The 24287-nt window shown below is 62.4% G+C and carries 18 protein-coding genes; 9 read left to right on the top strand and 9 right to left on the bottom strand.

The window, feature by feature from the left end; translation table 11 throughout:
- The first annotated feature begins 90 nt into the window (after positions 1-90).
- The 5 genes from KW842_RS24100 to KW842_RS24080 all read left to right on the top strand — a co-directional run bounded on the left by KW842_RS24100 (position 91) and on the right by KW842_RS24080 (position 4695).
- Positions 91-618: a cytochrome b gene (locus tag KW842_RS24100; RefSeq protein WP_218306665.1), complete on the top strand. Its 528-nt coding sequence runs from the start codon at positions 91-93 to the stop codon at positions 616-618.
- A 24-nt stretch (positions 619-642) separates the two neighbouring features.
- A complete protein-coding gene (locus KW842_RS24095) occupies positions 643-1194 on the top strand; it encodes a YceI family protein (protein ID WP_218306664.1) in 552 nt (183 codons plus the stop codon).
- Positions 1195-1224: 30 nt separating this feature from the next.
- The gene (locus KW842_RS24090; RefSeq protein ID WP_218306663.1) at positions 1225-1791 is read left to right on the top strand and encodes a YceI family protein; all 567 of its coding nucleotides are present in this window, start codon (positions 1225-1227) and stop codon (positions 1789-1791) included.
- 74 nt (positions 1792-1865) lie between these two features.
- Positions 1866-4019, top strand: coding sequence for a S46 family peptidase (locus KW842_RS24085; protein WP_218306662.1), 2154 nt, complete (start codon positions 1866-1868; stop codon positions 4017-4019).
- A 106-nt stretch (positions 4020-4125) separates the two neighbouring features.
- On the top strand, positions 4126-4695 hold the full coding sequence (locus KW842_RS24080) for an NADPH-dependent FMN reductase (protein WP_218306661.1): 570 nt from the start codon (positions 4126-4128) through the stop codon (positions 4693-4695).
- Here the strand turns inward: KW842_RS24080 and KW842_RS24075 are convergent, their stop codons facing one another.
- Positions 4696-5382 (bottom strand): hypothetical protein, encoded by a 687-nt coding sequence (locus tag KW842_RS24075; RefSeq protein WP_218306660.1) that lies wholly within the window; start codon positions 5380-5382, stop codon positions 4696-4698.
- A 142-nt stretch (positions 5383-5524) separates the two neighbouring features.
- Between KW842_RS24075 and KW842_RS24070 the strand changes: the two genes are divergently transcribed.
- The 4 genes from KW842_RS24070 to KW842_RS24055 all read left to right on the top strand — a co-directional run bounded on the left by KW842_RS24070 (position 5525) and on the right by KW842_RS24055 (position 10746).
- Entirely contained in the window at positions 5525-7213 is a 1689-nt protein-coding gene (locus KW842_RS24070; RefSeq protein WP_218306659.1) for a M14 family zinc carboxypeptidase, read from the top strand.
- A gap of 81 nt (positions 7214-7294) precedes the next feature.
- Positions 7295-9469 (top strand): FUSC family membrane protein, encoded by a 2175-nt coding sequence (locus KW842_RS24065; protein WP_218306658.1) that lies wholly within the window; start codon positions 7295-7297, stop codon positions 9467-9469.
- A 43-nt stretch (positions 9470-9512) separates the two neighbouring features.
- A complete protein-coding gene (locus KW842_RS24060) occupies positions 9513-10421 on the top strand; it encodes an EamA family transporter (protein WP_373925229.1) in 909 nt (302 codons plus the stop codon).
- A 103-nt stretch (positions 10422-10524) separates the two neighbouring features.
- Positions 10525-10746 carry a hypothetical protein gene (locus KW842_RS24055; protein ID WP_218306656.1) on the top strand — a complete coding sequence of 74 codons (222 nt, stop codon included), beginning with the start codon at positions 10525-10527 and terminating at the stop codon, positions 10744-10746.
- A 300-nt stretch (positions 10747-11046) separates the two neighbouring features.
- Here the strand turns inward: KW842_RS24055 and KW842_RS24050 are convergent, their stop codons facing one another.
- The 8 genes from KW842_RS24050 to KW842_RS24015 all read right to left on the bottom strand — a co-directional run bounded on the left by KW842_RS24050 (position 11047) and on the right by KW842_RS24015 (position 24244).
- Positions 11047-12504 carry an amino acid permease gene (locus KW842_RS24050; RefSeq protein ID WP_218306655.1) on the bottom strand — a complete coding sequence of 486 codons (1458 nt, stop codon included), beginning with the start codon at positions 12502-12504 and terminating at the stop codon, positions 11047-11049.
- A gap of 419 nt (positions 12505-12923) precedes the next feature.
- Positions 12924-13448 carry an EF-hand domain-containing protein gene (locus KW842_RS24045; protein WP_218306654.1) on the bottom strand — a complete coding sequence of 175 codons (525 nt, stop codon included), beginning with the start codon at positions 13446-13448 and terminating at the stop codon, positions 12924-12926.
- Positions 13449-13540: 92 nt separating this feature from the next.
- Positions 13541-14539, bottom strand: a complete 999-nt coding sequence (locus KW842_RS24040; protein ID WP_218306653.1) for a succinylglutamate desuccinylase — start codon at positions 14537-14539, stop codon at positions 13541-13543.
- Positions 14540-14543: 4 nt separating this feature from the next.
- A complete protein-coding gene (locus KW842_RS24035; protein WP_218306742.1) occupies positions 14544-19247 on the bottom strand; it encodes an NAD-glutamate dehydrogenase domain-containing protein in 4704 nt (1567 codons plus the stop codon).
- Between the two features lie 68 nt (positions 19248-19315).
- A complete protein-coding gene (gene astB / locus KW842_RS24030) occupies positions 19316-20650 on the bottom strand; it encodes an N-succinylarginine dihydrolase (RefSeq protein WP_218306652.1) in 1335 nt (444 codons plus the stop codon).
- A gap of 12 nt (positions 20651-20662) precedes the next feature.
- A complete protein-coding gene (astD, locus tag KW842_RS24025; protein WP_218306651.1) occupies positions 20663-22144 on the bottom strand; it encodes a succinylglutamate-semialdehyde dehydrogenase in 1482 nt (493 codons plus the stop codon).
- Positions 22137-23192 carry an arginine N-succinyltransferase gene (gene astA, locus KW842_RS24020; protein WP_218306650.1) on the bottom strand — a complete coding sequence of 352 codons (1056 nt, stop codon included), beginning with the start codon at positions 23190-23192 and terminating at the stop codon, positions 22137-22139. The genes astD and astA overlap by 8 nt, the downstream gene beginning before the upstream one ends.
- A 14-nt stretch (positions 23193-23206) precedes the next feature.
- Entirely contained in the window at positions 23207-24244 is a 1038-nt protein-coding gene (locus tag KW842_RS24015; protein ID WP_218306649.1) for an arginine N-succinyltransferase, read from the bottom strand.
- Between the last annotated feature and the right edge of the window lie 43 nt (positions 24245-24287).

The raw sequence follows: 24287 nt of genomic DNA, 5'->3' as shown, positions 1-24287 counted from the left end.
CCTGGGGCTTTTTTTCGTCCCGGCAAGCGCATACCGGATTTCTTTGGTATATTTAGTCCTAATACGTACTATTTCCCTCGGAGCCGCTTTATGCCACGCTATACCAAAACCGCGATGCTGCTGCACTGGCTGACTGCCTTGCTGATCATCGCTACCTTCCTCCTCGGCCTGTCGATGGTCGCCATCCCCGGCTTCTCGCCGACCAAGCTGAAATACTTCTCCTGGCACAAATGGATGGGCGTTACCGTGCTGCTGCTGGCCGTGCTGCGCGTGCTGTGGCGCGTCACCCACAAGCCGCCGCAGAAGCTGGTTTCCATCCCTGAATGGCAGCACAAGATCGCCGAAGGCATGCACCACCTGCTGTACCTGCTGATCTTCGCCGTACCGCTGTCCGGCTATCTGTACTCGTACGCCGCCGGCGTGCCGGTGGTCTACCTGGGCCTGTGGCAGATGCCGGCGCCGTTCGCGCCAGATCCTGAACTTAAGGCAACTTTAAAAACTTTGCATTATGTTTTGACCATGACGATGGCTGCAGCAGTCGTAGCACACGCCCTGGCCGCACTGAAGCATCACTTTATCGACCGCGACGTCACGCTGAAACGCATGCTGCCGCTGTAATCCCACCCACTGGAGCTGAACAACATGAAAACCCTGAAAAAAATCGCCCTCGTTTCCCTGCTGGGTGTGGCCTTTGCAGCCAGCGCCGCCGTGCTGAAAACCGATACGGCCAAGAGCACCGTCACCGCCACCTTCAAGCAAATGAATGTGCCGATCGACGCCAAGTTCAAGAAATTCACCGCCAATATCGATTACGACGCCGCCAAGCCGGACGCCGCCAAAGCCAGCGTGGAAGTGGAAACCGGCAGCATGGACCTGGGCGATGCCGACTACAACAAGGAAGTCGCCAAGAAAGAATGGTTCAACGCCGCGCAATTCCCGAAAGCCAGCTTCGTTTCGTCGTCGATCAAGCCAGCCGGCGCCGGCAAGCTGACCGTCACCGGCAAGCTGACCATCAAGGGCAAGACCACCGATGTGACCTTCCCGCTGACCGTCAAGACCGAAGGCAAGACCCAGGTATTTGACGGCGTGGTGCCGATCAAGCGCCTGGCCTACAACATCGGCGAAGGCGAATGGAAAGACACCAGCATGGTGGCTGACGATGTCACCATCAAGTTCCACGTTGTAGCGCAATAAACCACTGACCACCAAGGGAGACCCCAGAAGATGAAAGCACAGATCCTGATCGCCACGCTGCTGGCCGCCTCGGCCACGTCCGCCATGGCCGCCACCTACAACCTCGACCCGACGCACACCTTCCCGAGCTTCGAGGCCGACCACATGGGCCTGTCGGTATGGCGCGGCAAATTCAACAAAACCAGCGGCACGGTGAACCTGGATCGCGCGGCCAAGACTGGCTCGCTGGAAGTGAAGATCGAGGCCGATTCGATCGACTTCGGACTGGACGCGATGAACAAGCACGCCAAGGACGACGTGATGTTCAACGTCGCCAAATTCCCGACCATCACCTACACCAGCAAATCGTTCAAGTTTGACGGCGACAAGCTGGTCGGCGTGGACGGCGAACTGACGCTGCTGGGCGTGACCAAGCCGGTCTCGCTGAAAATCGACAAGTTCAAGTGCATCATGCACCCGCGCTACAAGAAAGAAGTCTGCGGCGCGGACGCCACCGCAGAGTTCAAGCGCAGCGATTTTGGCCTGAATTACGGCCTGCCGAACTTCTCGCCGGAGGTCAAGCTGGCGATCCAGATCGAAGCCATCAAGGCTGACTAAGCAAACACCGGGGGCAACCCCGGTTTTTTTATTGCTATACTCCTGAGCGCCGTTCAACCACTTCATAATGAGACATGAAAAAAACTCTGATCGCGCTCGCTATCCTGAGCACCTCCGCCTATGCGGACGAAGGCATGTGGATGCCACAACAGCTGCCACAAGTAGCCAAGCAACTGAAGGCCGCCGGCCTTAAGCTGGACCCAGCCAACCTGACCAAACTGACCGAATTCCCAATGGGCGCCATCGTCAGCCTCGGCGGCTGCTCGGCCTCCTTCGTGTCGCCGCAAGGCCTGGTCGCCACCAATCACCACTGCGTGTATGGCAGCGTGGCGCACAACTCGACGCCTGAGCGCAATCTGCTCGCCAACGGCTTCCTGGCACATAACCTGGGCGAAGAACTGCCCGCCGCTCCCGGCACCCGCATCTTCGTGACCAAGGCCGTGACCGACGTCAGCAAGCAAGTGGTGACGCCTGAAGTCGCCAAGCTGAGCGGCAAAGCGCGCGTCGACGCCATTGAGAAAAATCAGAAAACCATCCAGGCCGACTGCGAAAAAGACGCCGGCCACCGTTGCACCGTGTCGTCCTACTACGGCGGCCTGGAGTTCTACCTGATCAAGCAGCTGGAAATCCGCGACGTGCGCCTGGTGCACGCACCACCTGAAGGCGTCGGCAAATTCGGCGGCGACACCGACAACTGGATGTGGCCACGCCACACCGGCGACTACGGCTTCTACCGCGCCTACGTCAGCAAGGACGGCAAGGCCGCCGACTTCAGCAAGGACAACGTGCCTTACGTGCCGCAGCACCACCTGAAGCTGGCCAAGGAAGGCGTGAAAGAAGGCGACTTCATCATGGTGCTGGGCTACCCTGGCCGCACCAACCGCCATCGCCTGCCATCGGAAGTCGCGTTCACCTTCGACTGGAACTATCCAGCGTTTGTGAAGCAATCGGCGGAAAGCCTGGCCATCATCGCCGACACCACCAAGGACAACAAGGACACCGCGCTGAAGTATGCGTCGCAAGTGGCCGGCATCAACAACTACTACAAGAACCGCCAGGGCATGCTGGATTCCTACGCCGGCAGCGATATGCTGCAGCGTAAAACCGCCGAGCATGAAGCGCTGAAGCAGTGGATCAACGCCGACGCCAAGCGCAAGGCCGAATACGCCGGCGACATCGAGCAGGTCGAAAAACTGATCGCCCAGCGCGATACGGAAGTGAAGCGCGACTATTACTTCGGCTCGGCCAAACCACGCCTGCTGAACACCGCGCGCATGCTGTATCGCCTGTCCAACGAAAACACCAAGCCCGACGCTGAGCGCAAATCGGGCTACCAGGTGCGCGACGTGCCACGCATCAAGGCATCGGTGGATGCGCTGGTGCGCAACTACGACGAAAAAGTCGACAAGGCGCTGGTGCTGAACAGCCTGGTTAAATACGCTGCCCAGCCAGCCGCGCAACGCAACGCCGCGTTTGACTCGGTGGCCGGCATCAAGGACGGCATGAGCAAGGCCGATCTGCAAGCCGCGCTGGATACGCTGTACGCCGGTAGCAAACTGGGCGACCTGGCTGAGCGCAAAGCCTGGCTGGACCGCAAGCCGGAAGACTTCAAGGCCAGCAACGACAGCTTCATCAAGGCTGCCGTGGCGCTGTACGGCCCTGACCTGAAGTCGGAAGCGGAAGAAGAGGAACTGGGCGGCAAGCTGCAACAAGCCTATGCCAACTACATGAAGGCCAAGATCGCCTACATGCATAGCAAAGGCCAGGCCGTCTACCCTGACGCCAACAGCACCCTGCGCGTGACCTTCGGCAAAGTCGCCGGCCGCGATCCTGGCTCGGACGGTTCCAGCTGGAAGGCCTTCACCACCGTGGAAGGCGTGGCCGCCAAAGCCACCGGCAAAGGCGAGTTCAACGCCCCCGCTGCGCAGCTGAAAGCGATCAAGGCCAAGGAGTACGGCAAGTACGCCGATCCGAAGCTGAAATCGGTGCCGGTCGCCTACCTGGCCACGCTGGACATCACCGGCGGCAACTCCGGTTCGGCCGCGCTGAACAGCAAGGGCGAATGGATTGGCCTAGCCTTCGACGGCACGCTGGATTCGATCATCTCCGACTGGGACTTTAACAAGGCGATGACCCGCGACATCCAGGTCGACCTGCGCTACATCCTGTGGAATATGAAACACGTCGACCACGCCGACAACCTGCTGAAAGAGATGAACGCCGAATAAGCGTCTCTCTCTTAAGACAGAAGCCACGCCCCGGAAACGCGGCGTGGCTTTTTGTTTGGATCGGTTACATTAATGTTTCCGCAAAAATCCACTCTAGGAGATGTACATGTCCGCCAAGAAAATCGCCGTTGTGATCGGCAGCCTGCGCAAGGAATCGCTGAACCGTAAGTTCGCCCACGAAGTCATCGCCCTGGCGCCATCCTCGCTGAGCCTGGAAATCGTTGAGATCGGCGAATTGGCCCTGTACAACGAAGACCTGGAAGGCAATGGCGTGACGCCACCACAGGCATGGACGCAGTTCCGCGACCGCCTCAAGGAATTCGACGGCGTGCTGTTCTTCACCCCGGAATACAACCGTTCGACCCCGGCCGCGCTGAAAAACGCGCTGGACGTCGGCTCGCGCCCTTACGGCAGCAGCGTGTGGGGCGGCAAGCCGGCCGGCATCGTCAGCATCACGCCTGGCGCCACCGGTGCGTTCGGCGCCAATCACCACCTGCGCCAGTCGCTGGTATTCCTCGACATGCCTCTGCTGCAACAGCCGGAAGCCTATATCGGCGGCGCCGCCAACCTGCTGGGCGCGGACGGCAAGCTCAACAACGACAGCACCAAGCAATTCCTCAAGAAGTTCATCGACACCTACGCTACCTGGGTCGAGACCACCGCCAAGAAGAAGTAATCAGCGCTTGCGCGCCGTGAAGGCATAGCCGGCCGTCGTCAACGCGGCCGGTGCGCTGCCGGCCGGCGCGCCACGGTTCAGCGCCAGCAGTTGCGGCCCGGCGCTGCCCGGCAGCAGCGCCACATCGGCACCCGGCAGGCGTTGCGCCAGCAGCGCCGCCTCATCTTCCGCGCCGCCGGCATACAGCCGGTACGAGGCGCGGCGATTCCCCACTTCCAGCAGATAGCCAGCCACCGCCGCCGTGCCCGGCGCGCCCGGCATCGCGGTCACCCGCAGCAAGGTCCGCTGCTTGCGCAGTTCCAGGGTGCTCCATGGCCGCAGCGGATACAGCCGAGGTCCGGCCACGGCGCCATGGCCGGCCATCTCCGCCACAATCACCGGCATCCCCTCCGGCAGTCCGCCCAGCGGCGCCAGTCCCTGATAACGCCCGGCGCCGGGAGGCAGCACCAGCAGCAGGTCCGCCGTTGGCCAGGCTTGCGCCGCGTCGCGGTCATACACGCCCGCGTCCGCCTCCACCGCCAGGATGCGCAGGTCCTGGAAACGGATCAGCACCAGTCCCTTGCCGGCCAGCTGCACCCGGCCCTGCGACGTCACCGCGCCGCCCTTGCCCGGCAAGGTAATCATCTGCGGCTGTGCCGCGCCGGGCGTGCACAGCAGCGCCAGCCACATCATCCATATCCAACGCATGGCAGCCTCCCTTGGTGAATGAAAGAGCAGTAGACCATCCGCCAAACGAGTTTGCCTTGAAGCAACGCAAGCCCGCCGCTGCGATCGCTCAAAAAACGGGCACGATGATACAATCTCGCCCTTCCCCCTATTCCTGACCACCATGCACGCAGACATGCTGACGCCTTACGAAAAAGGCAATCAAAACCAAACGACCACCTGGAACGAATGCATCGCCTTCTACACCGAGCTGGCGCAGCGCTTCCCGCATGTGCTGCGGTTTGAACAGATCGGCCTGTCGGATGGCGGCACGCCGGTGCACGCCGGCGTGGTCAGCGCCGATGGCGTACACGACCGCAGCCAGATCAAGGCCGAAGGCCGCACCGTCTTCTTCAACAACAACGGCATCCACCCCGGCGAACCCGAAGGCGTGGACGCCTGCATGGCGCTGGTGCGCGACCTGTGCTTCGATCCGGTCAAGCTGGCGGGCCTCGGCAACAGCGTGCTGCTGTTCGTCCCGCTGTACAACGTCGACGGTGCGCTGAACCGTGCCAACACCTCGCGCGTCAACCAGGACGGTCCGGAGCAATTCGGTTTCCGCGGCAACAGCCGCCACCTCGACCTGAACCGCGACTTCGTCAAATGCGATACGTATAACGCCCAGCTGTTCAATCAACTGCTGACCAGCTGGGACCCGGACGTGATGGTGGACACCCACACCTCCAACGGCGCCGACTATCCGTACACCATGACGCTGATCCACACCCAGGCGGACAAGCTGGGCTACGGCCTCGGCCCCTTCCTGCGCAACACCATGCTGCCGCACATCTACAAGGAGATGGAAGCGAAAGGCTGGCCGACCTGCCCTTACGTCAATCCCGTCAAGGACACGCCGGACGACGGCATCGCCGAATTCCTGGAAGTGCCGCGCTTCTCGACCGGCTTCGCCGCCCTGCACCACGTGATCGGCTTCATGCCGGAGACGCATATGCTCAAGCCCTACAAGGACCGCTACGATTCGATGCGCGCGCTGCTGGACGTGACGCTGGCTTTCACCATCGAGCACGGTGAGCACATCAAACAACTGCGCGCCGAGGCGAAACAGCAAGCCGCCAGCGCCACCGAGTGGACCGTCAGCTGGAAGATGGACGAAACCAATCCATCCACCTTCCGCTTCAAAGGCTATGCAGCCAAGCGCAGCGCTAGCCTGCTGGGCAACTACCAGCGCCTGTCCTACGACCGCAGCAAGCCGTGGGAAAAGGACATCGCCTACTACAACAGCTTCGTACCGTCGGCCACCGTGCGCGCGCCGAAAGGCTATATCGTGCCGCAAGCCTGGCGCGAAGCCATCGAGCGCCTGCAATGGAACGGCGTTGAAATGGCGCGCTTCGAAGAAGCACAGGAAGTGGAAGCGCAGTACTACCACATCGCTTCCGTCACCTCGCGCCCGAATGCCTACGAAGGCCATATGTATCATGACGAAGTGCAGCTGGAAGCACGCACCGCTACCTTCACCGTGCATCCGGGCGACTACTTCATCCCCCTGAAGCAGGCCAACGCCCGCTACGCCGTCGAGACGCTGGAACCGCAAGGCCACGACTCCTTCTTCCGCTGGGGCTTCTTCAACAGCGTGCTGGAAAAGAAGGAAGCCTACTCCGACTACGTGTTCGAAGACCTGGCGCTGGAAATGCTGGAAACCGAGCCTGAACTGAAGGCCAGGTTTGAAGCCTGGAAGGCTGCCAATCCGGCGCTGCTGTCGGATCAGGATGCGGTGCTGGGCTTCATCTTCGCCAACGGCAAGCGCCATGAAGAGCCGGAATGGCGCCGCTACCCGGTGCTGTCGGTCTTCTAAACAATTTAAACCTGCGTTACACAACATGCGCATCCTGGCGATCCTGGGATGCGCATGCAAGCTGCCCACAAGGCCATAGCCATGCATTACGCACTCAATCTGCGCACCTTCTTCTATAGCCATTACTTTTATCTTGGCTTGCGCTTCGCCGCCGGTCTGGTTGGCGTCACGCTGATTACCCTGCAATTCGCCGACATGGCGGTTGCCATGACGGTCTGCATCGGCGCGCTGTGCACCGCGCTGATGGACATGCCCAGTCCCCTGCGCCACAAGTTCAACGAGATGAGCGCCTCGGTACTGCTGTGCAGCGCCGTCACCCTGCTGATCAGCCTCTGCGCGCCATATCACTGGCTGCTGATGGTGACACTGGTGCTGATCAGCTTTGCCGCCTGCATGATGGTGGTCTACGGCCGCAAATCGATGCCGCTGCAACTGGCCACGCTGTTCATCATGACCATGTCGATGGAGCACACCATGACGGTGCGCGAGTCCTTCATCCACACCGGCCTGTTCACGCTGGGTGCTGTGGCCTACCTGGCGTATGCAATGGGCGTGTCGTGGGTGCTGCGTCACCGCATCAAGCAGCAGGTGCTGGCAGAGGCGCTGTTCGAGCTGGCGGCCTACATCGACATCAAGGCCGACTTCTACGACACCCGCTTCAACCTCACCGAACAATTCAATAAGCTGATCCGCCACCAAAGCCTGCTGGCCGACCGCCAGCAGGCATCGCGCGACCTGATACTGCGCGCCCACAACAACGCCAAGGACGCCATCGTGGTGCAGGTCCACGTCTGCATGCTGGACCTGTATGAGCTGATCCTGTCCACCCACACCGACTACGCGCTGCTGCGCGCCCACCTGGCCGACACGCCGGTGATGCAAACCCTGCACGACCTGGCCTACAAGGCAGCGCGCGATATCGAATCGGTGGCGTACGACGTGACGCGCAAGAAGTCGTCCTATCCTGAAATCAGCTACGAGCCGGAGCTGGACGCCATCGAGGCGGAACTGGCTGCGATCCAGCAGCGCATCGAGCAGGGCAAACCGCAGCAGGAAGCGCTGGCCGTGCTGCGCGCGCAGCGCAACAAGATCCGCGCCATCATCAAGATGATCGGCGAGCTGCATCAGGCCAGCCAGAAAGCCTACGCCACCACGCCGTTCTGGGCGGACGCCGACATGGGTCCCTTCCTGTCGCAGCAGAAGTACGAGTTCCGCATGATCCTGTCGCACCTGCGCATGGATTCACCGATCTTCCGCTTTTCGCTGCGGGTAGCGATGGCGATCTCGGTCGGGCTGGCGGTAGCGGCGCTGCTGCCGTATGCGGCGCACAGCTACTGGATCGTGCTGACCATTGTGATCATCCTCAAGCCGTCGTTCAGCATGACCAAGCAGCGCCGCAGCGACCGCATCATCGGCACCATCATCGGCTGCGTCATCACCGCGCTGATCATCAAGTTCCTCAATTATCCGGCGGTGATACTCGGCATCCTGGTGCTGTCCACCGTCGCCACGCCAACCTTCATCTACCTGCGCTACCGCTATGCGGCGATTGCGGTGTCGGTGATGATACTGCTGCAAATGCATCTGATCGCACCCGGCAACCATGACCTGATCACCGAGCGCCTGGTCGACACCTTCATCGGCGCGGCAGTGGCGACGGTGTTCAGCTTTGTGCTGGCCAACTGGGAATACCAATCCCTGCCACGCCTGGTGCACGAGGTGCTGAATGTGAACCTGCGCTATATGCAGGCCAGCTTCGATCTGCTGCAAGGCAAAGGCAAGGACGATTTCGCCTACCGCATCGAGCGCAAGCGCCTGATGGACAGCCTGGCGGCGCTGAGCTCCGCGCTGGTGCGCATGCTGGACGAACCGGCGCGCAAGCAGCGCGCGGTGGAGGACATCAATCTGTTCATCGTGCAGAACTACCTGCTGGTGGCGCATGTGGCGGCCCTGCGCGCCATCCTGCGGCGCCATACCAGAGAGCTGCCGGTCGGCGCGGTCAACGCCATGCTGGGCGAGAGCCACGACCAGGTAGTTGAGGTGCTCACGCGCGCGCTGGACCCGCGCAGCGCGGCGGCAAGCGAGGATGCACTGATGTCCGCCGCCACGCTGTCGGCGCAGCGTGCGGACGCGGCACAGGCGGCGCTGGTGCCGTGGTCGGGCTGGCCGCTGGTCCAGCGCCGCATCCGGCTGCTGCAGGCGGACGCCGTCAAAATCATCGTCCACCGCCAGGCCATCCTGCGCGACCTGGCCTGACCCGCCCCCGCCCGCAGGCAAGAACACTGCTAGTATGAGCGGCATGACAACCGCTCAGTTCACCACCCGCGACCTGCTTTCCGCCCTGCTGGTCGTCGTTATCTGGGGCACCAATTTCGTCGCGATGAAAGTCGGGCTGCGCAGCATGACGCCGTTCCAGCTCGGCGCCGCGCGCTACATCTTCGCCATGCTGCCGCTGATTATCTTCATCCGGCCGCCGAAACTGCCAGCGAAGTGGGTAATCGCTTACGGCTTGAGCCAGGGTGTGGGCCAGTTTGGCTTTCTATTCCTGTCGCTGAAGGTGGGCATGTCGGCGTCGCTGGCGTCGGTGATCCTGCAAACGCAGGTGTTCTTCACCGCCATTTTCGGCTTCATGCTGCTTAAGGAACACACCAGCCGCGCGCTGCGTGGCGGCCTGGCGCTGGCGGCGGTCGGCCTGGGCTGCTTTGCGATGAACTTCTTCGAGAGCGGCCACGTCAGCGACATCACACCCGCCGGTTTCGCGCTGTGCCTGCTCGGCGCCGCCATGTGGGCGGTCTCCAACATCGTGGTGCGCGGCGCGCAAAAGACGGCACCCGGCTTTGACGTGATCAGCTTCATGGTCTGGTGCAGCGCCGTGCCCATCATCCCCTTCGTGCTGCTGTCGCTGGCCTTTGACGATGCGGCCACCCGCTGGCAATGGACCAGCGCCCCGTTCACCACCTGGATCGCGGTGGCTTACCTGGGCTGGATGTCCACCATCCTCGGCTATGCCCTGTGGACGCGCCTGCTCAAGCGCTATCCGGTCAACCGCGTCGCCCCGTTCAGCCTGGGCGTGCCGGTGGCCGGCATTACCTCGGGCATGCTGATACTCGGCGACAGCATCAACGGCTGGCAGTGGACCGGCATCGGGCTGATCGTCGCCGCCCTGATGTGCACCATGTTTGCAGGACGCTGGCTCGATCCGCAATAAGTTATACGCCTGGCTTATGGCTCGTATCATAAATCAAAAGTTTGTTTATTACTGAAAGCGGTGCATACTGCAACGCAACAAACGACTATTTATGGAGCTTCTGATGAGCGCAACGACCTACAACAGCGTCAACGACACTGGTTACTTCACCAATGTTGCCAATGCAGTACGCCAGCTGATCACTGCCGTGTTCGCCGTGAAGCCAGCTATGTCGCAGCGCAACAAAGAAGAAACCATCTGGTGGTTGAACAGTCTGGCGAATGACTGCGAGCGCCATTCCCCTAGCCTGTCCGCCGAACTGCGCTTCTTCGCATCGCGCGGCTAATCATTCACTCACTGGAGAACGCCATGCTGACCATCATCGAAAACCTGCCTGCCGCAATCGCCCTGTCGGGCCTGGTACTGCGCCTCTACCTGGGCAGCAAGCCAGAAAGCAAAGAGTAATCAGCTGCACAGCAACCGAGCAAAATGGCAAAAAGCCCCGGCGCGCGCAAGCGGCCGGGGCTTTTTAATCTGCGCGCCGGGAGCTTGTTTCAAAATGGCCGCAGCGAGGCACGGCGACGAAGACAGTGCAGCTGCACGGCGAGGGGCCGTAACGCAGCTGCGGTCTTTTTGAAACGACCTCTTAGTTCAGGCGCGAGTTGCGCATGCCATACAGCAGATAGGTCAGCACCGCCGCGCTCATCCAGATCGCGAACACGGTGTAGGTGGTCATCGACAGGCCAAACATCAGGTACAGGCAGGCGGCGATGCTCAACCCAGGCACCAGATAAGGACCGCCCGGCACGCGGAAGCCCTTCTCTGCCGCAGGGCCGGCCTTGCGGCGCATCACCGGCACCGCCAGCGAGACCACGCTGAACGCGGTCAGCGTCCCCATGCTGACCATGTCCCACAGGAAGGTAGCGTCAACAAAACCAGCCACCAGGCCGACCACGATACAGACGATCAGGGTGTTCTGGGTCGGCGAGCCGGTGCGCGGGCTGACCTTCTGGAATGCCGGCGAAATCAGGCCGTCCCTGGAGATGGCGTACAGAATACGGGTCTGTCCATAGATGGTCACCAGCGTCACGCTGAACACCGACACCACCGCGCCAGCCGCCAGCACCAGCGCCGGCCAGGTCTGGCCGGTGACGTTTTGCAGGATGACCGCCAGACCGGCTTCCTGGCCGGCAAACTTGGCTGCCGGCTGCGCGCCCATCGCGGCCACCGCCACCAGCATGTAGAAAACAGTGACGATGCCCAGCGCGGCCAGGATGCCGATCGGCACATTGCGTTTAGGATTTTTCACTTCCTCGCCAGCGGTGGCAACCGTGTCCAGGCCGATGAAGGAGAAGAACACCGTGGCCGCAGCCGCCGTCACACCAGCCGCACCGGTGATGTGGATGCCGTCCGGGCTGAAGAACGGGTGGAAGTTGTTGATGTCAAAACCGGTGAAGGCAACCACCACGAAGAAGATCAGGATCGCCAGCTTGATCAGCACCATGATGGCATTGGTGGTGGCCGACTCCTTGGCGCCACGGATCAGCAGCAGGCAGCACAAGCACACCAGAATGATCGGCGGCAGGTTGATGTGGCCACTACGAAATTCGATACCGTGCGTGGCGGTGGCGACGATGCTCGGCGAACGCAGCATCTCGGGAATATGCCAGCCGAAGGCGTTGTTGAGGAAGTTGTTCAGATAATCCGACCAGCCGATCGCCACCGCGCTGGCGGCCAAGCCATATTCCAGCAGCAGGCAGGCCGCCATGATGAAGGCCAGGAACTCGCCCACGGTCGCGTAGGCAAAGGAATACGACGAGCCGGAGGCGGGAATACGGAACGACAATTCTGCGTAGCACAGCGCGGTCAGGCCGGCGGTGATCGCCGCGATCAGAAACGACAGGATGACCGACGGGCCGGCCTTGGGCACGGCTTCTACCATCGTGAAGAAAATCCCGGTGCCGATGGTGGCGCCGACGCCGATCATCGTCAGGGGAAACAAGCCTACAGAGCGGTGCAAGGTATTGCTGCTTGGAGCGTGTTCGGTGTTGCTATGATCGACCGGCTTGGTACGGGTCAGTTTCTGGACCAACGTTTGGTTCACAGGCATTCCTTGTGGGAGGTTTGTTCGGGCAAAAACACAGCGATTATAGGGCCTTCCGGTCCGCTGTCGCTAAAGGTATTTTGTGCCTAAAAAACAACCTCGTTACAAGTGCTTACTTTTGATACGCGACGTGTATAGATTGGAAACGGGCCTCCGGGTTACGCTTGAGGCAAGTGTTACTCAAAGCCAAGAAGGAGAACCCAGCCATGCCGATTAAAAAGATCCCCACCGTATCTCGCCGCGTCCACCCAGCGGCCCTGACCGGCGCCGCCATGATCCTGGTCGGCCTGGCCATCACCCTGACCGCCCTGATCGTCCGCGCTTAACTCTTTACATCAGCCGTCATCCCAGCCGAGCATGACCGACGGCGGGACAAATTCAGCGGCGCGCGCGTGAGGTTTGCGCGGCCGCAAGGCGGGTCAGGCTAGTGCGTCGACGTTGTTGCCGAGCTTGTCGGCGCTGGTGCTGGCAGCGGCGGACTTGGCGGCTTGGGCCATGTCGTAGACCAGTTGTTCCTGTTGCGTGACGGTGCCATCTTCGTTTTTATCGGCGGCTTCATAGGTTTTGGTGGCGCTGCTGGTGCCTCCGGCGGCACCTGCCCCGCCGGCGCCACCCGCGCCGCCAGCGGCTTGCGTGCCGCCCTCACCGCCGCCTTGCGGGCGGGGCGGTTTGAAATCGCCGCTCTTGATGGCCGATTCCAGATCGTCCTTGGTGATCGAGCCGGCGCCCTCTTTGTCGATCGCCGCGTACTGCTTGGTCGCGTCTTCGGTCGAGACACCTTTGGATTCCAGGCCTTTGACGAATTCGTCTTTGGTAACCGAACCGTCGGTATCGGCATCCATATCGCTGAAGATTTTGGAAGCGAAGCGCGCCGCGCCTTTGGCGGGATCGAAACTGGTGGCGCTGGCGGCGGTACTGCTGGACAGACTGCTGATGGTGCTCATGGCTCTTACTCCGTAGTTAAGGACAATGTTGTACCTATTAACGAACTAAACCATGTATCCATAAGCCCGCCGAGTGTAAAGACGGGTAAAGATCAGCCGACCCGCACCACCATCAAGCCCGCACGCAGCCCCACACGCACATCGGGATTCGGAAACACCACCAGCTCCTCCGGATGCTGCACCGTGTAAATCGTGTCGCCATCGCGCGCAATCTCTTCACCCTGTTTCATGGCGGTGAAGTTATGCGTCTCCTTGCCAAACGCCATCTTGAACTGCTCACTCAGCTTGATGATCTGGCGCGCCGTATTGAAGATGTGCGGCCGCTGCGTGCCCTCGCGTTGCGCCGCGCCGCGCAGCAGGTCGTCCAGCGCCTGCGATGCATCCTTGAACTGCGCCAGGTCGTTCTGCCCCAGCGTGCCGATGCGGCCCAATTCAATGGTGGTGCCGGCCGCCGCATGATGCTCGGCCGAGTAGTAACTGTAAGTGCCCACCGATGCCGGATTCATGATGATGGCGCCAATGCCGGCAAGCCCCAGCCAGTCGATCAGCTGCGCGCGCGGCTGGTCGGCAATCAGCTCCGGCACAATGGCGAAGGTTGGATACACCGAAGGCCGGATCGCCGTATGCAGATCAAGATGCCAGCGCACCGGCCCGGCATCCTTGAAGAAAGCGGTAGTGGCCGCGATCATCACATCGGCCCGTGCTGCTTCGGCCGTGCCTTCCAGCGTGCCGCGCTGTTCGCGGAACATACGGTTCAGGTCCGCGTCGATGAAACGCTTGCCAGCGCGGATGGCACCGATGTTGCCGACGCAAAGCATCAGGTCCACCGCCAGCGCGGAAGGCTGATGCGACAAGGCGTCCAGCAGATACGCCACGACTTCGATCGGCCCCGTCTCGTCGCCATGCACACCGACGGAGATCAGCAAGGCAGGACGCGCCGCATCGACAGCGGCGGCACGGATCGTGATGATGCCGTCCGCCGGCTCGGCGACCGTGAAGCCAGCGGCCGTGAAGCGTGGAGCGATGGCGCTGAAGTCCGCCTCTGCCAGCGCACGTACGGCTGGCGGCAATGCTGCTGGCAACTCGCTCATCGTCTTACGCCGCCAGCGCCGCCGTGCTGGCGTTGACTGCTTCCGACAAAGCCCACACATCCAGCATCGCCTGCTCCAGGTCAGTCGCCGCCGCATAGCCCGACAAGCCCAGCGTGTTGGCGACGACTTCCACCGCCTCCAGCGCCGAATGGCCGCCGGTCGCATGCTTCAGCACCTGCGACAGCAGGCGTTGCTGTGTGCGGCGCAGCGCGTTCTGTGCATAAGCACGCAGCTGTTCCTGCGAACGGCTGGTGGCCGGCAGCTTCAGGCCGCGCTCCAGCGTATCGATCCCCACCTGCGCGCGCAGCGCCAGGCCCACTTGCAGGAAGGCCGGCAAGTCCATGCCCGCAGGACGCTGCACCGACAAGGCTGCAAACACAAACGCCGCCACGGCCTCAATCGCGTCCACCGCCATCCAGGCACGCGCAAACTCGGCACGCAGGCCGGCGGTCAGCTCAGCTTCCGACTGGCCGCTGACAGGCGTCAACTGCGCCAGCGTTTCCGGATTGGCGAACAAGCGAGTCAGCTCGCCGACACCATTACGCAGCTGATCGGCAGGCACCGACAGCGCGCCTTCGATCACCGCCTTCTGCAACACGCGAGTGTGCGCGTCGACCTTGATCGACACGGCGCGCGGCACTTTCAGCGCATCCTCGTCCAGCGTGTTGAAGATCGGCGCCAGGTTCAGCGCCGACCATGCCTGACCCCAGGCCAGAATCACTTCCGCTTCATCGACGCCATGTTCGCCCGCCAGCTGGCGCAGCATCAGCGGACCGCAACGGTTGACCGATTCATTCGCCAGCACCGTCGCCAGAATGGCGTTGGCCAGAGGGTGCGCCAGCGCCGGACGCGTTGCCACCAGCAGATCAGGGAAGTAAGGCTTGAGTACCGACTCGGCCCAGCTTTTCTCGGTCAGCGGCAAAGCCGACAGGATGCGCTTGTAGCGGTTCTTGACGTTGGCGATCACCACCGCCAGTTCCGGCGTGGTCAGGCCACGTCCATCCGCCTTGCGGCGCGCCAGTTCGGCCACCGATGGCAGCTGCTCCAGTTCACGCGACAGCGCACCCTCTTCCTCCAGCGATGCGATCAGCGCGGCATAGCCGTCCTGCACCGCTGCGTCGTTCTGCGCTTGCAGCTCGCGCACCAGCAGCTGCGTTTGCAGCGTGTTGTCGCGCAGGACCAGGCGTTCGATATCGTCGGTCATCTCGTTCAGGATGCGATTGCGATCCGCTTCGCTCAACTTGCCGGCGTTCATTTCGACATCCAGCCACATCTTCGCGTTTACCTCGTGGTCCGAGCAATCCACGCCGGCCGAGTTGTCGATCGCATCGGTGAAGATGCGTCCGCCAGACAGCGCAAACTCGATACGGCCTGCCTGCGTCGCGCCCAGGTTGCCGCCTTCAGTCACCACCTTGCAACGCAGCTCATTGCCGTTGACGCGGATATTGTCGTTGGCGCGGTCCTTCACCTGTGCATGCGTTTCGGTCGAAGCCTTGATGTAGGTGCCGATGCCGCCGTTGTAGAACAGGTCCACCGGCGCCAGCAGGATGCGGTGCATCAGCTCTTCCGGCGCCAGCGCGGTTTCTTCGATATCCAGCACCGCGCGGATTTCCGGCGACAGCTCAATCGAACGCGCGCTGCGCGGGAACACGCCGCCGCCTTTGGAGATCAGATCCTTGTTGTAGTCCTCCCAGGATGAGCGTGGCAACGCAAACATGCGCTCTCGTTCCTTGAACGAGACTTCCATGTCCGGAGTCGGATCGAGGAAGATATGGCGGTGATCGAAGGCCGCAACGATCTTCAGCTTGCGCGACAGCAGTGCGCCATTGCCGAACACGTCGCCCGACATATCGCCCACGCCGACCATGGTGACCGGCTGCGCGTGAATGTCGTGGTCCATTTCGTAGAAGTGGCGCTTGACCGCTTCAAACGCGCCCTTGGCGGTGATGCCCATCTTCTTGTGGTCATAGCCGTTCGAGCCGCCCGACGCAAACGCATCGCCCAGCCAGAAGCCGCGCTGTACCGCGATGCCGTTGGCGATGTCGGAGAAGGTCGCAGTACCTTTGTCGGCCGCCACCACCAGATAAGGATCGTTACCATCGTAGCAGACCGTGTCCGCCGGCGAAACGATATTGCCCAGCACACGGTTGTCGGTCACCTCCAGCAGGCTGGAAATGAACAGGCGGTACACTGCCTCGCCTTCCGCCGCGACGGTTTCGCGCGCGGCGTCTTTCGGCATCTGCTTGCACACGAAACCGCCCTTGGCGCCGGCCGGCACGATGACGGCGTTCTTCACCATCTGCGCTTTCACCAGGCCCAGCACTTCGGTGCGGTAGTCTTCCATGCGGTCCGACCAGCGCAGGCCGCCACGCGCCACAGGGCCGCCGCGCAGGTGCACGCCTTCAAAGCGGCGCGAGAACACAAAGATTTCGCGGAACGGGCGCGGCTCCGGCACCAGCAGCAGATTGCTGGTATCGAACTTGAAGATGATCTTGTCGCCCTGTTGGCCGTTCTGGAAGTAGCTGGTGCGCAGCGTGGCGCCGATCAGCGTGGCCATCGCACCCAGCACTTCTTCGCTGTCTGCATGGTTGATGGCTGGCAGGCGGCTCTTGATGTCGGCCAGCTTGTCCAGCGCGGCGGCGCGCGTGGCTTCGTCATTCGCAGGATTGAAGCGCTGCAGGAAGGCGTCCACCAGCTCCTTGACCAGCGCCGGTTGCTTGCGCAGCGTTTCCGCCATGTAGCGCACCGAGAAACGCGGGCTGGCCTGGCGCCAGTAGCTCATGTAGGCGCGCACCAGCTGCACTTCGCGCACGCTCAGGCCACCTTCGACCACCAGGCCGTTCAGGCGGCCATCTTCCGCTTCATTGTTGAACAGCGCGGCGAACAGCTGTTCCGCCACCGGCACGATTTCTTCTTTCGACAATTTACTCGCGCTGGCGGCGTCCACTGACAGGCTGGTAACGTAGTGACGCTCGCCGTTCACGCGCAGCGAATGCGCCTGTTCACGGTCGATCGCCACGCCGGCGTTATGCAGCGCAGGCAAGATGGTCGACAGCGACGGCACGCGGTCGACAGAATACAGGCGGATGGTGGTGTGGCCATTGTCGGCCTCCACGCGCACGTTGACGCGCGATGGATCCGGGTTGCGCAGGATGGCGCCCAGATCGTGGAAGGCGGCGGATGGCGTGGTGGTGGCGACGTAGTCGGTCGGCAGCGTGGCGCACATCTTGCGCAGGCTGGCGCGCAGCGGCACATCGGCCACAGCATCGGCCAGCACCGAAAACTTGTCGTGCCAGCCGTCCATGACAGCCAGCAGCGGTTGCTGGATATCGGTTTCCAGATCCAGCGGATAGCGCGCGCCATGCGCGATCAGGTAGACACGGGCCAGCGGGCCGTCCGCCACCAGCGTCTGCGAGCTGACATGCTGCGCGCCGGAGCTGGCTTGCAGCGCCTTGGCTAAAGCCGAAGCCACGCTTGCGCTGTAACGCTCGCGCGGCAGGTAGACCAGCACGTTCAGGTGACGCGCATACACGTCGCGGCGGGCAAAGACCTTGGCGCGCGGCTGCTTGTACAGCGACACGACCGCGCCGCACACTTCGGCCAGCCATTCAGGTTCCGCTTCCAGCGCTTCGGTACGCGGCAGCGATTCAAGGATCTCAACAAACTTCTCGGCGCGGAAGCCTTCCTGGCGCACGCCGGCGATGCTCAACACGCGCGCCACGCGGCCACGCGCGAATGGCAGGCGGTTCAGCGGCGTGACATTGCCAGCGCGGGTAAACAGGCCAACGAAGCAGTATTCACCGAGGATGGCGCCTTGCGCGTCGGTGTGGCGGATGCCGATGAAGTCCAGTTGCTGGTCGCGGTGCAGCGTACCTTCCACGTCTGCCTTGACGATGGACAGCGTGTGTGCGCGCTTCGACAGCGTATCGAAATCGCCAGGAATGTTGGCCAGGCAGGTGCCGTACACCGGATGCGAAGTATCTTGCAGCACGCCGATGCGGCTAGGAATGTCGCGTTCCAGCTCGCGCACGCCCGGTTTGACGGCATAGTAGGCGTAGCCGAACGGCTCGAAGCCTTCGGTGCGGGCCCATTCGAGGAAGGCAGCGACTTCCTTGCCTTCTTCACCGTGGGCGGCGGCTTCGGCGCCGATGCGGCTGAAGTGTTCCAGCATGGCGGCGCGGTCACGGCGCACCACGGCGGCATCGCGCGACACCATGACGATGCGGTCGGTCAGCGCGCCGATTTCCGCTTCCGGCAAATCTTCGGACAGCAGCACCAGCACATACGATTCCAGCCTGGCGCCAGGTTCACCCACCGCCGTCACCACGCCGTCGGCATTGCGCGTGACCGGCAGCACCGCATTCAGCACGCTGTTGGCGATAACGCGCAGCTTGCGCATGGCCATGACGATGGAGTCGACCAGGTAAGGCATGTCGTCGTTGAGAATCAGCAGCGCGGTGGCCTTGCCGCCACGGCTGTCGTCGTAATGCAGCTTGGCGATCTGTGCGCCGCTACCGCTGCGTTTGTAAGCTTGATTGAAACCATCCAACAATACCAGCGCCAGGCTATCGGGGGCAGTGCCAGCCAGGTCGTCGTCATCGATAGAGCCGAGCCAGGCGTTGACCAGCGTAGCGGCTTCGGTGGCGGGCTTGGTGGCGTTGACCAGGTCCAGCGTTTGTTTGCGCAGGTCTTGTGGCGTTTGTTTCATCATTGCTTCTCCAATACGTTATAGGTATTTTGTGCTGCAAGGGCCGCGCCAGCTTGTGGCTGCGCGATTTAGTCGTAGAGTCCTGGAAGTCCAAGAATGCGGCTCAGCTCCTCCAGCGCATTATGCACTTCTATTGCCAGTTGTGGGTCGGCCAGATCGGCGGGCTCCAGGCGGTCGCGGTAGTGCTTTTCCACCCACGCCACCAGCGTGTGATACAGCGCCTCGGTCATCACCACGCCTTGATGCATGGCGGCGGCTTCGGCCTCGGTCAGCGCCACGCGCAAACGCAGGCATGCCGGACCACCACCGTTGCGCATCGACTGGCGCAGATCGAAATGTATCAGTTCATCAATAACGCTGCCGCCCGCCACCAGGTTTTCCAGGTAGCGCGCCACCGACGTGACTTCCTGGCATTCATGCGGAATCACCAGCGCCATCTTGCCATCGGCCTTGCTCAGCAACTGGCTGTTGAACAGATAGCTGGCGACCGCGTCGGCCACCGGTACATGGGCAGTATCGACCCGGATCGCATTCAGGTCCGCCCCCACTGCGCCCATCGCACGGCGCAGCTGATCGAGCGCGCCTGCTTCGTCGGCGAATGCCTGCTCATGGTAGAACAGGGCATTGGCATTACCTACCGCGATCACGTCGTTATGGAACACGCCTTGATCGATGACATCGGGATTCTGCTGCACGTAGACAGTGCGTTCGGCCGACAGGCGGTGCAGCCGCGCCACGGCTTGCGAAGCTTCCAGCGTCTGGCGTGCCGGGTACTTCTTCGGCGCGGATGCGGACGCGTCGAATTCGGTACGGCCATAGACGAACAACTCAACACCGGCGCTGCCGTGGTCCTTGCACAGGCGCGTGTGGTTTGCCGCGCCCTCGTCGCCGAAAGCCGGCGTGCCTGGCAGCGCGTCATGCACGGCGAAGTGCTTCTCATCCTTGAAGATGGCGCGCAGCGCGCGCGCCGACTGCTCGTGCTCAAATGCGCGGTGCAGCTTGTTGTTCAGGTTTGCGGCGGTGAAGTGCGTACGGCCATCGGCGCTGTCGGCCGATGGGCTGACAGTGGCGGCGTTGGCGGTCCACATCGGTGAGGCCGAATAGGCGCAGGCCAGAATCACCGGCGCTTCTTTAGCGGCCTTCGACAACACCTCAGCATCGCTGCCGGTGAAGCCAATGCTGCGCAGCAGGCGGAAGTTCGGACGGTCCTGCGGTGGCAATAAAGCCTGGCCAAAGCCACGCGCCGCCAGCGCGCGCATCTTGGCCAGGCCCTGCAACGCGGCCAGCTTGGGATTGGACGCGCTCTTGACGTTGCTGAACGAAGCGACGTTACCGAACGACAGGCCGGCGTAGTTGTGCGATGGACCTACCAGGCCGTCGAAGTTGAATTCGCGTGCTGACATAAGGCGCTACCTTTAGAAGTGCATGCCCGGCGAGAGCTTCGCCGGCATTTCAAGTACATTGTTCTCAATCGATGCAACCGGATAGGCGCAATAGTCTGCCGCGTAGTAGGCGCTTGGACGATGATTGCCCGACTGTCCCACGCCGCCGAACGGCGCGCTGCTGGCGGCGCCGGTGGTCGGGCGGTTCCAGTTGACGATGCCGGCACGGGCGCGCACCTGGAAAATCTTCCATAGCTTTTCATCGTTGGAGATCAGCGCCGAGGCCAGGCCGAACGCCGTGTTGTTGGCAGCGTCAATAGCGCTGTCGAAGTCCGCCACGCGGATGATTTGCAGCAGCGGGCCGAACCACTCTTCGTCCGGAATGCCTTTGGCGGCGGTGACATCCACGATGCCGGCCGAGACGAAGCCAGTGTTGGCCTCCAGGTGTTTCATCTCCAGCAGCAGCTTGCCGCCGCGCGCGACCATGTCGGCCTGCGCCTGCACCAGGCGTTTGGCGACAGCAGCCGACACCACAGGCCCCATGAATGGCGCTGGTTCGGCGTCGGACGCACCGACCGTCAGGCGACTGGCGACATCCACCAGGCGCGCGACAATCGCATCGCCAGCCGCGCCGACAGGCAGAATCAAACGGCGCGCGCAGGTGCAGCGCTGGCCGGCCGAAATAAAGGCCGACGAAATCGCCATGAACACAGCCGCGTCGGTTTCCTTGGCATCCCAGATCACCAGCGGGTTGTTGCCACCCATTTCCAGCGCCAGCATCTTGCCCGGCTGGCCACCGAATTGTTTATGCAGGGCGGTGCCGGTCTGGCAGCTGCCGGTGAACAGCACGCCATCCAGCAGCTTGCTCTGGCCCAGCGCCACGCCGGTGTCGCGGCCGCCGTTAACCAGATTCAGCACGCCATACGGCAGGCCGGCTTGCTCCCACAGCTGCACAGTCTTGATCGAGGTGCGTGGCGCGTATTCACTCGGCTTGAACACCAGGGTGTTCCCGGCGATCAGCGCTGGCACGATGTGGCCGTTCGGCAGGTGGCCAGGGAAGTTGTACGGGCCGAACACGCCGAACACGCCGTGCGGACGGTGACGCAGCACCGCTTCGCCATCGGCGACCTTGCTGTGCGTCTCGCCGGTGCGCGCGCCGTAGGCCTGCACCGAGATATCGATCTTGTTGGCCATGGTGGTCACTTCAGTGCGCGCTTCCCACAGCGGCTTGCCCACCTCTTCGGAGATCAGCAGCGCCAGCTCTTCTGCGTCCTGCTTCAGCAGGTCACGGAAACGGGTGCAGACAGCGATGCGCTGTTCCAGCGGGGTCAATGCCCACGCGTCAAACGCGGCGCGCGCGGCGGTGGTGGCTTGCGCCACGTCCTGTGCGGTGGAAGCGTTGCTGCTCCAGGTCTGCTTGCCGGTGGCCGGGTTGATGGTCACCAGTTCCGCGCCGCTACCGTGCAGCCATTCGCCGTTGATGAAATTGCTGATGTTGATCGTTGAATTAGCCATTGTTCTTCCTCGGATTGAGAGTCAGGGTCCGCACGCTGTCGCCGGTATGGCAGCGCAGCAGTTGCTGCTCTGCTTCCGGCAGGGCGATGGCGCCGCTCACCGGTACGGCTTGCGACAGAATCATGCGGAAATCTTTGAGCGTGGTGTTGGAGACCAGCATAGGTTCACCAGCCGCGCTCTCCGGCGCGCAGGCGGAATCCCAGTCGGTCGCCGGGCCGATCTCGGCCAGCGTGCTGTCGCGCATGGCGCGCAGCTCGGACACGCGCGCCTGCAACACCGGGCCGGCGTCGAAGATATCGACATAGCCCTCGAAATACATGCCCTCCTGCTCCAGCAGCCGGCGCGCCGGCGCGGTGGAGGTGTGCACCTTGCCGATGACTTCCTGCGCGTCGTCCGGCAGGTAGGCCACGTACAGCGGCTGGCGCGGCATTAGCTCGGCGATGAAGGACTTCTTGCCAACGGCGGTCAGCGCGTCAACGTGATCGAAATCCATCTTGAAGAAGTGGCGCCCCAATCCCTCGTAAAACGGCGAACGGCCACTCTCTTCCTGGTAGCCGCGCATCTCGGCAATCAGCTTTTCGGTGAACAGGTGCGGGAACTGCGCGATGAACAGGAAGCGGCTCTTGGACAGCAGCTTGCCGTTGTTACCGGTGCGGTAATCGGGATGCAGGAACAGCGAACACAGTTCGGTGCTGCCGGTCAGGTCGTTCGACAGGTACAGCGTGTCCATGCGGGTAAACACGTCCAGCTCGCGGCTGGAGTGCACCAGCGTGCCGATGCGGTAGTTGTAGAATGGTTCGGTCAGGCCCACCGAGCCCTTGATGGCGCACACGCCGGCCAGGCGGCCCGTATCGGTGTCCTCCATGACGAACATATAGTCGCGCTTTTCAGGCGCAATGGTTTCGGCGAACGAAGCGACGGCGATGTTCAGCCGGTCGCTCATCATCTTCATGTCGGGCTTGAGCGTGGTCATGCCGCTGCCCACCTGGGTGGCCATCACGTACAGGGCATCGAGGTCGTCGGCTTGGATTGCGCGTACTACTAGCATAGGTGGTCTCGTTTTTATATTCTGACGCAGATGACGGTATCGCCTTCGGCGACGTTCAGCGCTTCCTGTACCTCTACAGACAGCGCCACGCTGAGTTGCGCATCGAGCGCCGGGCAGTGCGTGATGACGGCGCGGAAGTCGTGCTCGGAACCGGACGACACGGCGTAGCGCAGCTGCGGCTCGCGGCCACGGTCCGGCTGTTCGACCGAGGTGGCGACGCGGCGTTGCAGCGCGCCGGTGAAGGTGCGCAGCGAGTTCTTATGCGCCTGCAAAATAGGCCCGCCGTCGAAGATGTCGATGTAGTCGTCGGCTTCGAAGCCTTCGGCGGTCAGCAGATTGAACGCCAGTTCGCCGGATGGATGGATCTGGCCCATGGCCGCCTGCGCGTCGCCCGGCAGCAGCGGCACGTAAACGGGATAGTGCGGCATCAGCTCGACGATGAGCGTGCGGTTGCGGGCGCCGCCGATGGTGCGTTCGGCATCGAGGAAATCCATCTGGAAGAATTTGCGGCCCAGCGCGTCCCAGAACGGCGAACCACCCTCACTGTCGCTGACACCGGCCAGCGGCACGAAGAAGCGCTCGGAAAAGCGGTGTGGCGCCAGCACGGCAAACATCAGCCGCGCGCGCGACAGCAGCGCCGCTTCCGGCGTGCCGTGTTCACGCTCGCCGACGTAGAACGACGATAGCTGCGAATAGCCAGTCAGCTCGGAGCACAGCGTCAGCGCGTGCACGCTGTGGCTGATATTCAGGTCGCGCGAAACCTGCTGGATCACGTCGTTGCGGAAGGAGAAATAAGTGCCGTTGGAGCCGGCCGCCGCGAACATGGCGGCGGTGCCGACGATCTGCTTGTCGGCCAGCGATTCCAGTACCAGCAGGTAGCCTTCTTCGCTTGGGATGTCGACGTGCGCGGCAAAGGAGGCGATCGACAGTTCGATCATGGCGCGGATTTTCTCGCGCGTCTTGGGCAAGGTATGCACTCCCGGCATGGGGACTGCGGCCAGCGCTTCAAGGGCTGCAATATCCGCAAATTCAACCGGACGGACTACATACATGAGAACTCCTTAAAAATGCGAACCGGCCCGGCACGCACATCGC

Source organism: Duganella sp. sic0402 (assembly GCF_019219065.1).
In the GTDB taxonomy this organism is placed as follows: domain Bacteria; phylum Pseudomonadota; class Gammaproteobacteria; order Burkholderiales; family Burkholderiaceae_D; genus Rugamonas.
The sequence above is the reverse complement of the archived record's forward strand: the minus strand, read 5'-3'. Positions and strand labels throughout refer to the sequence as shown.

Bases quoted from the DNA above. Each gene is read 5' to 3' on its own strand.
- KW842_RS24100 (WP_218306665.1), top strand. From the start codon at position 91: ATGCCACGCTATACCAAAACCGCGATGCTGCTGCACTGGCTGACTGCC.
- KW842_RS24095 (WP_218306664.1), top strand. From the start codon at position 643: ATGAAAACCCTGAAAAAAATCGCCCTCGTTTCCCTGCTGGGTGTGGCC.
- KW842_RS24090 (WP_218306663.1), top strand. From the start codon at position 1,225: ATGAAAGCACAGATCCTGATCGCCACGCTGCTGGCCGCCTCGGCCACG.
- KW842_RS24085 (WP_218306662.1), top strand. From the start codon at position 1,866: ATGAAAAAAACTCTGATCGCGCTCGCTATCCTGAGCACCTCCGCCTAT.
- KW842_RS24080 (WP_218306661.1), top strand. From the start codon at position 4,126: ATGTCCGCCAAGAAAATCGCCGTTGTGATCGGCAGCCTGCGCAAGGAA.
- KW842_RS24075 (WP_218306660.1), bottom strand. From the start codon at position 5,382: ATGCGTTGGATATGGATGATGTGGCTGGCGCTGCTGTGCACGCCCGGC.
- KW842_RS24070 (WP_218306659.1), top strand. From the start codon at position 5,525: ATGCACGCAGACATGCTGACGCCTTACGAAAAAGGCAATCAAAACCAA.
- KW842_RS24065 (WP_218306658.1), top strand. From the start codon at position 7,295: ATGCATTACGCACTCAATCTGCGCACCTTCTTCTATAGCCATTACTTT.
- KW842_RS24060 (WP_373925229.1), top strand. From the start codon at position 9,513: ATGACAACCGCTCAGTTCACCACCCGCGACCTGCTTTCCGCCCTGCTG.
- KW842_RS24055 (WP_218306656.1), top strand. From the start codon at position 10,525: ATGAGCGCAACGACCTACAACAGCGTCAACGACACTGGTTACTTCACC.
- KW842_RS24045 (WP_218306654.1), bottom strand. From the start codon at position 13,448: ATGAGCACCATCAGCAGTCTGTCCAGCAGTACCGCCGCCAGCGCCACC.
- KW842_RS24040 (WP_218306653.1), bottom strand. From the start codon at position 14,539: ATGAGCGAGTTGCCAGCAGCATTGCCGCCAGCCGTACGTGCGCTGGCA.
- KW842_RS24035 (WP_218306742.1), bottom strand. From the start codon at position 19,247: ATGAAACAAACGCCACAAGACCTGCGCAAACAAACGCTGGACCTGGTC.
- astB (WP_218306652.1), bottom strand. From the start codon at position 20,650: ATGTCAGCACGCGAATTCAACTTCGACGGCCTGGTAGGTCCATCGCAC.
- astD (WP_218306651.1), bottom strand. From the start codon at position 22,144: ATGGCTAATTCAACGATCAACATCAGCAATTTCATCAACGGCGAATGG.
- astA (WP_218306650.1), bottom strand. From the start codon at position 23,192: ATGCTAGTAGTACGCGCAATCCAAGCCGACGACCTCGATGCCCTGTAC.
- KW842_RS24015 (WP_218306649.1), bottom strand. From the start codon at position 24,244: ATGTATGTAGTCCGTCCGGTTGAATTTGCGGATATTGCAGCCCTTGAA.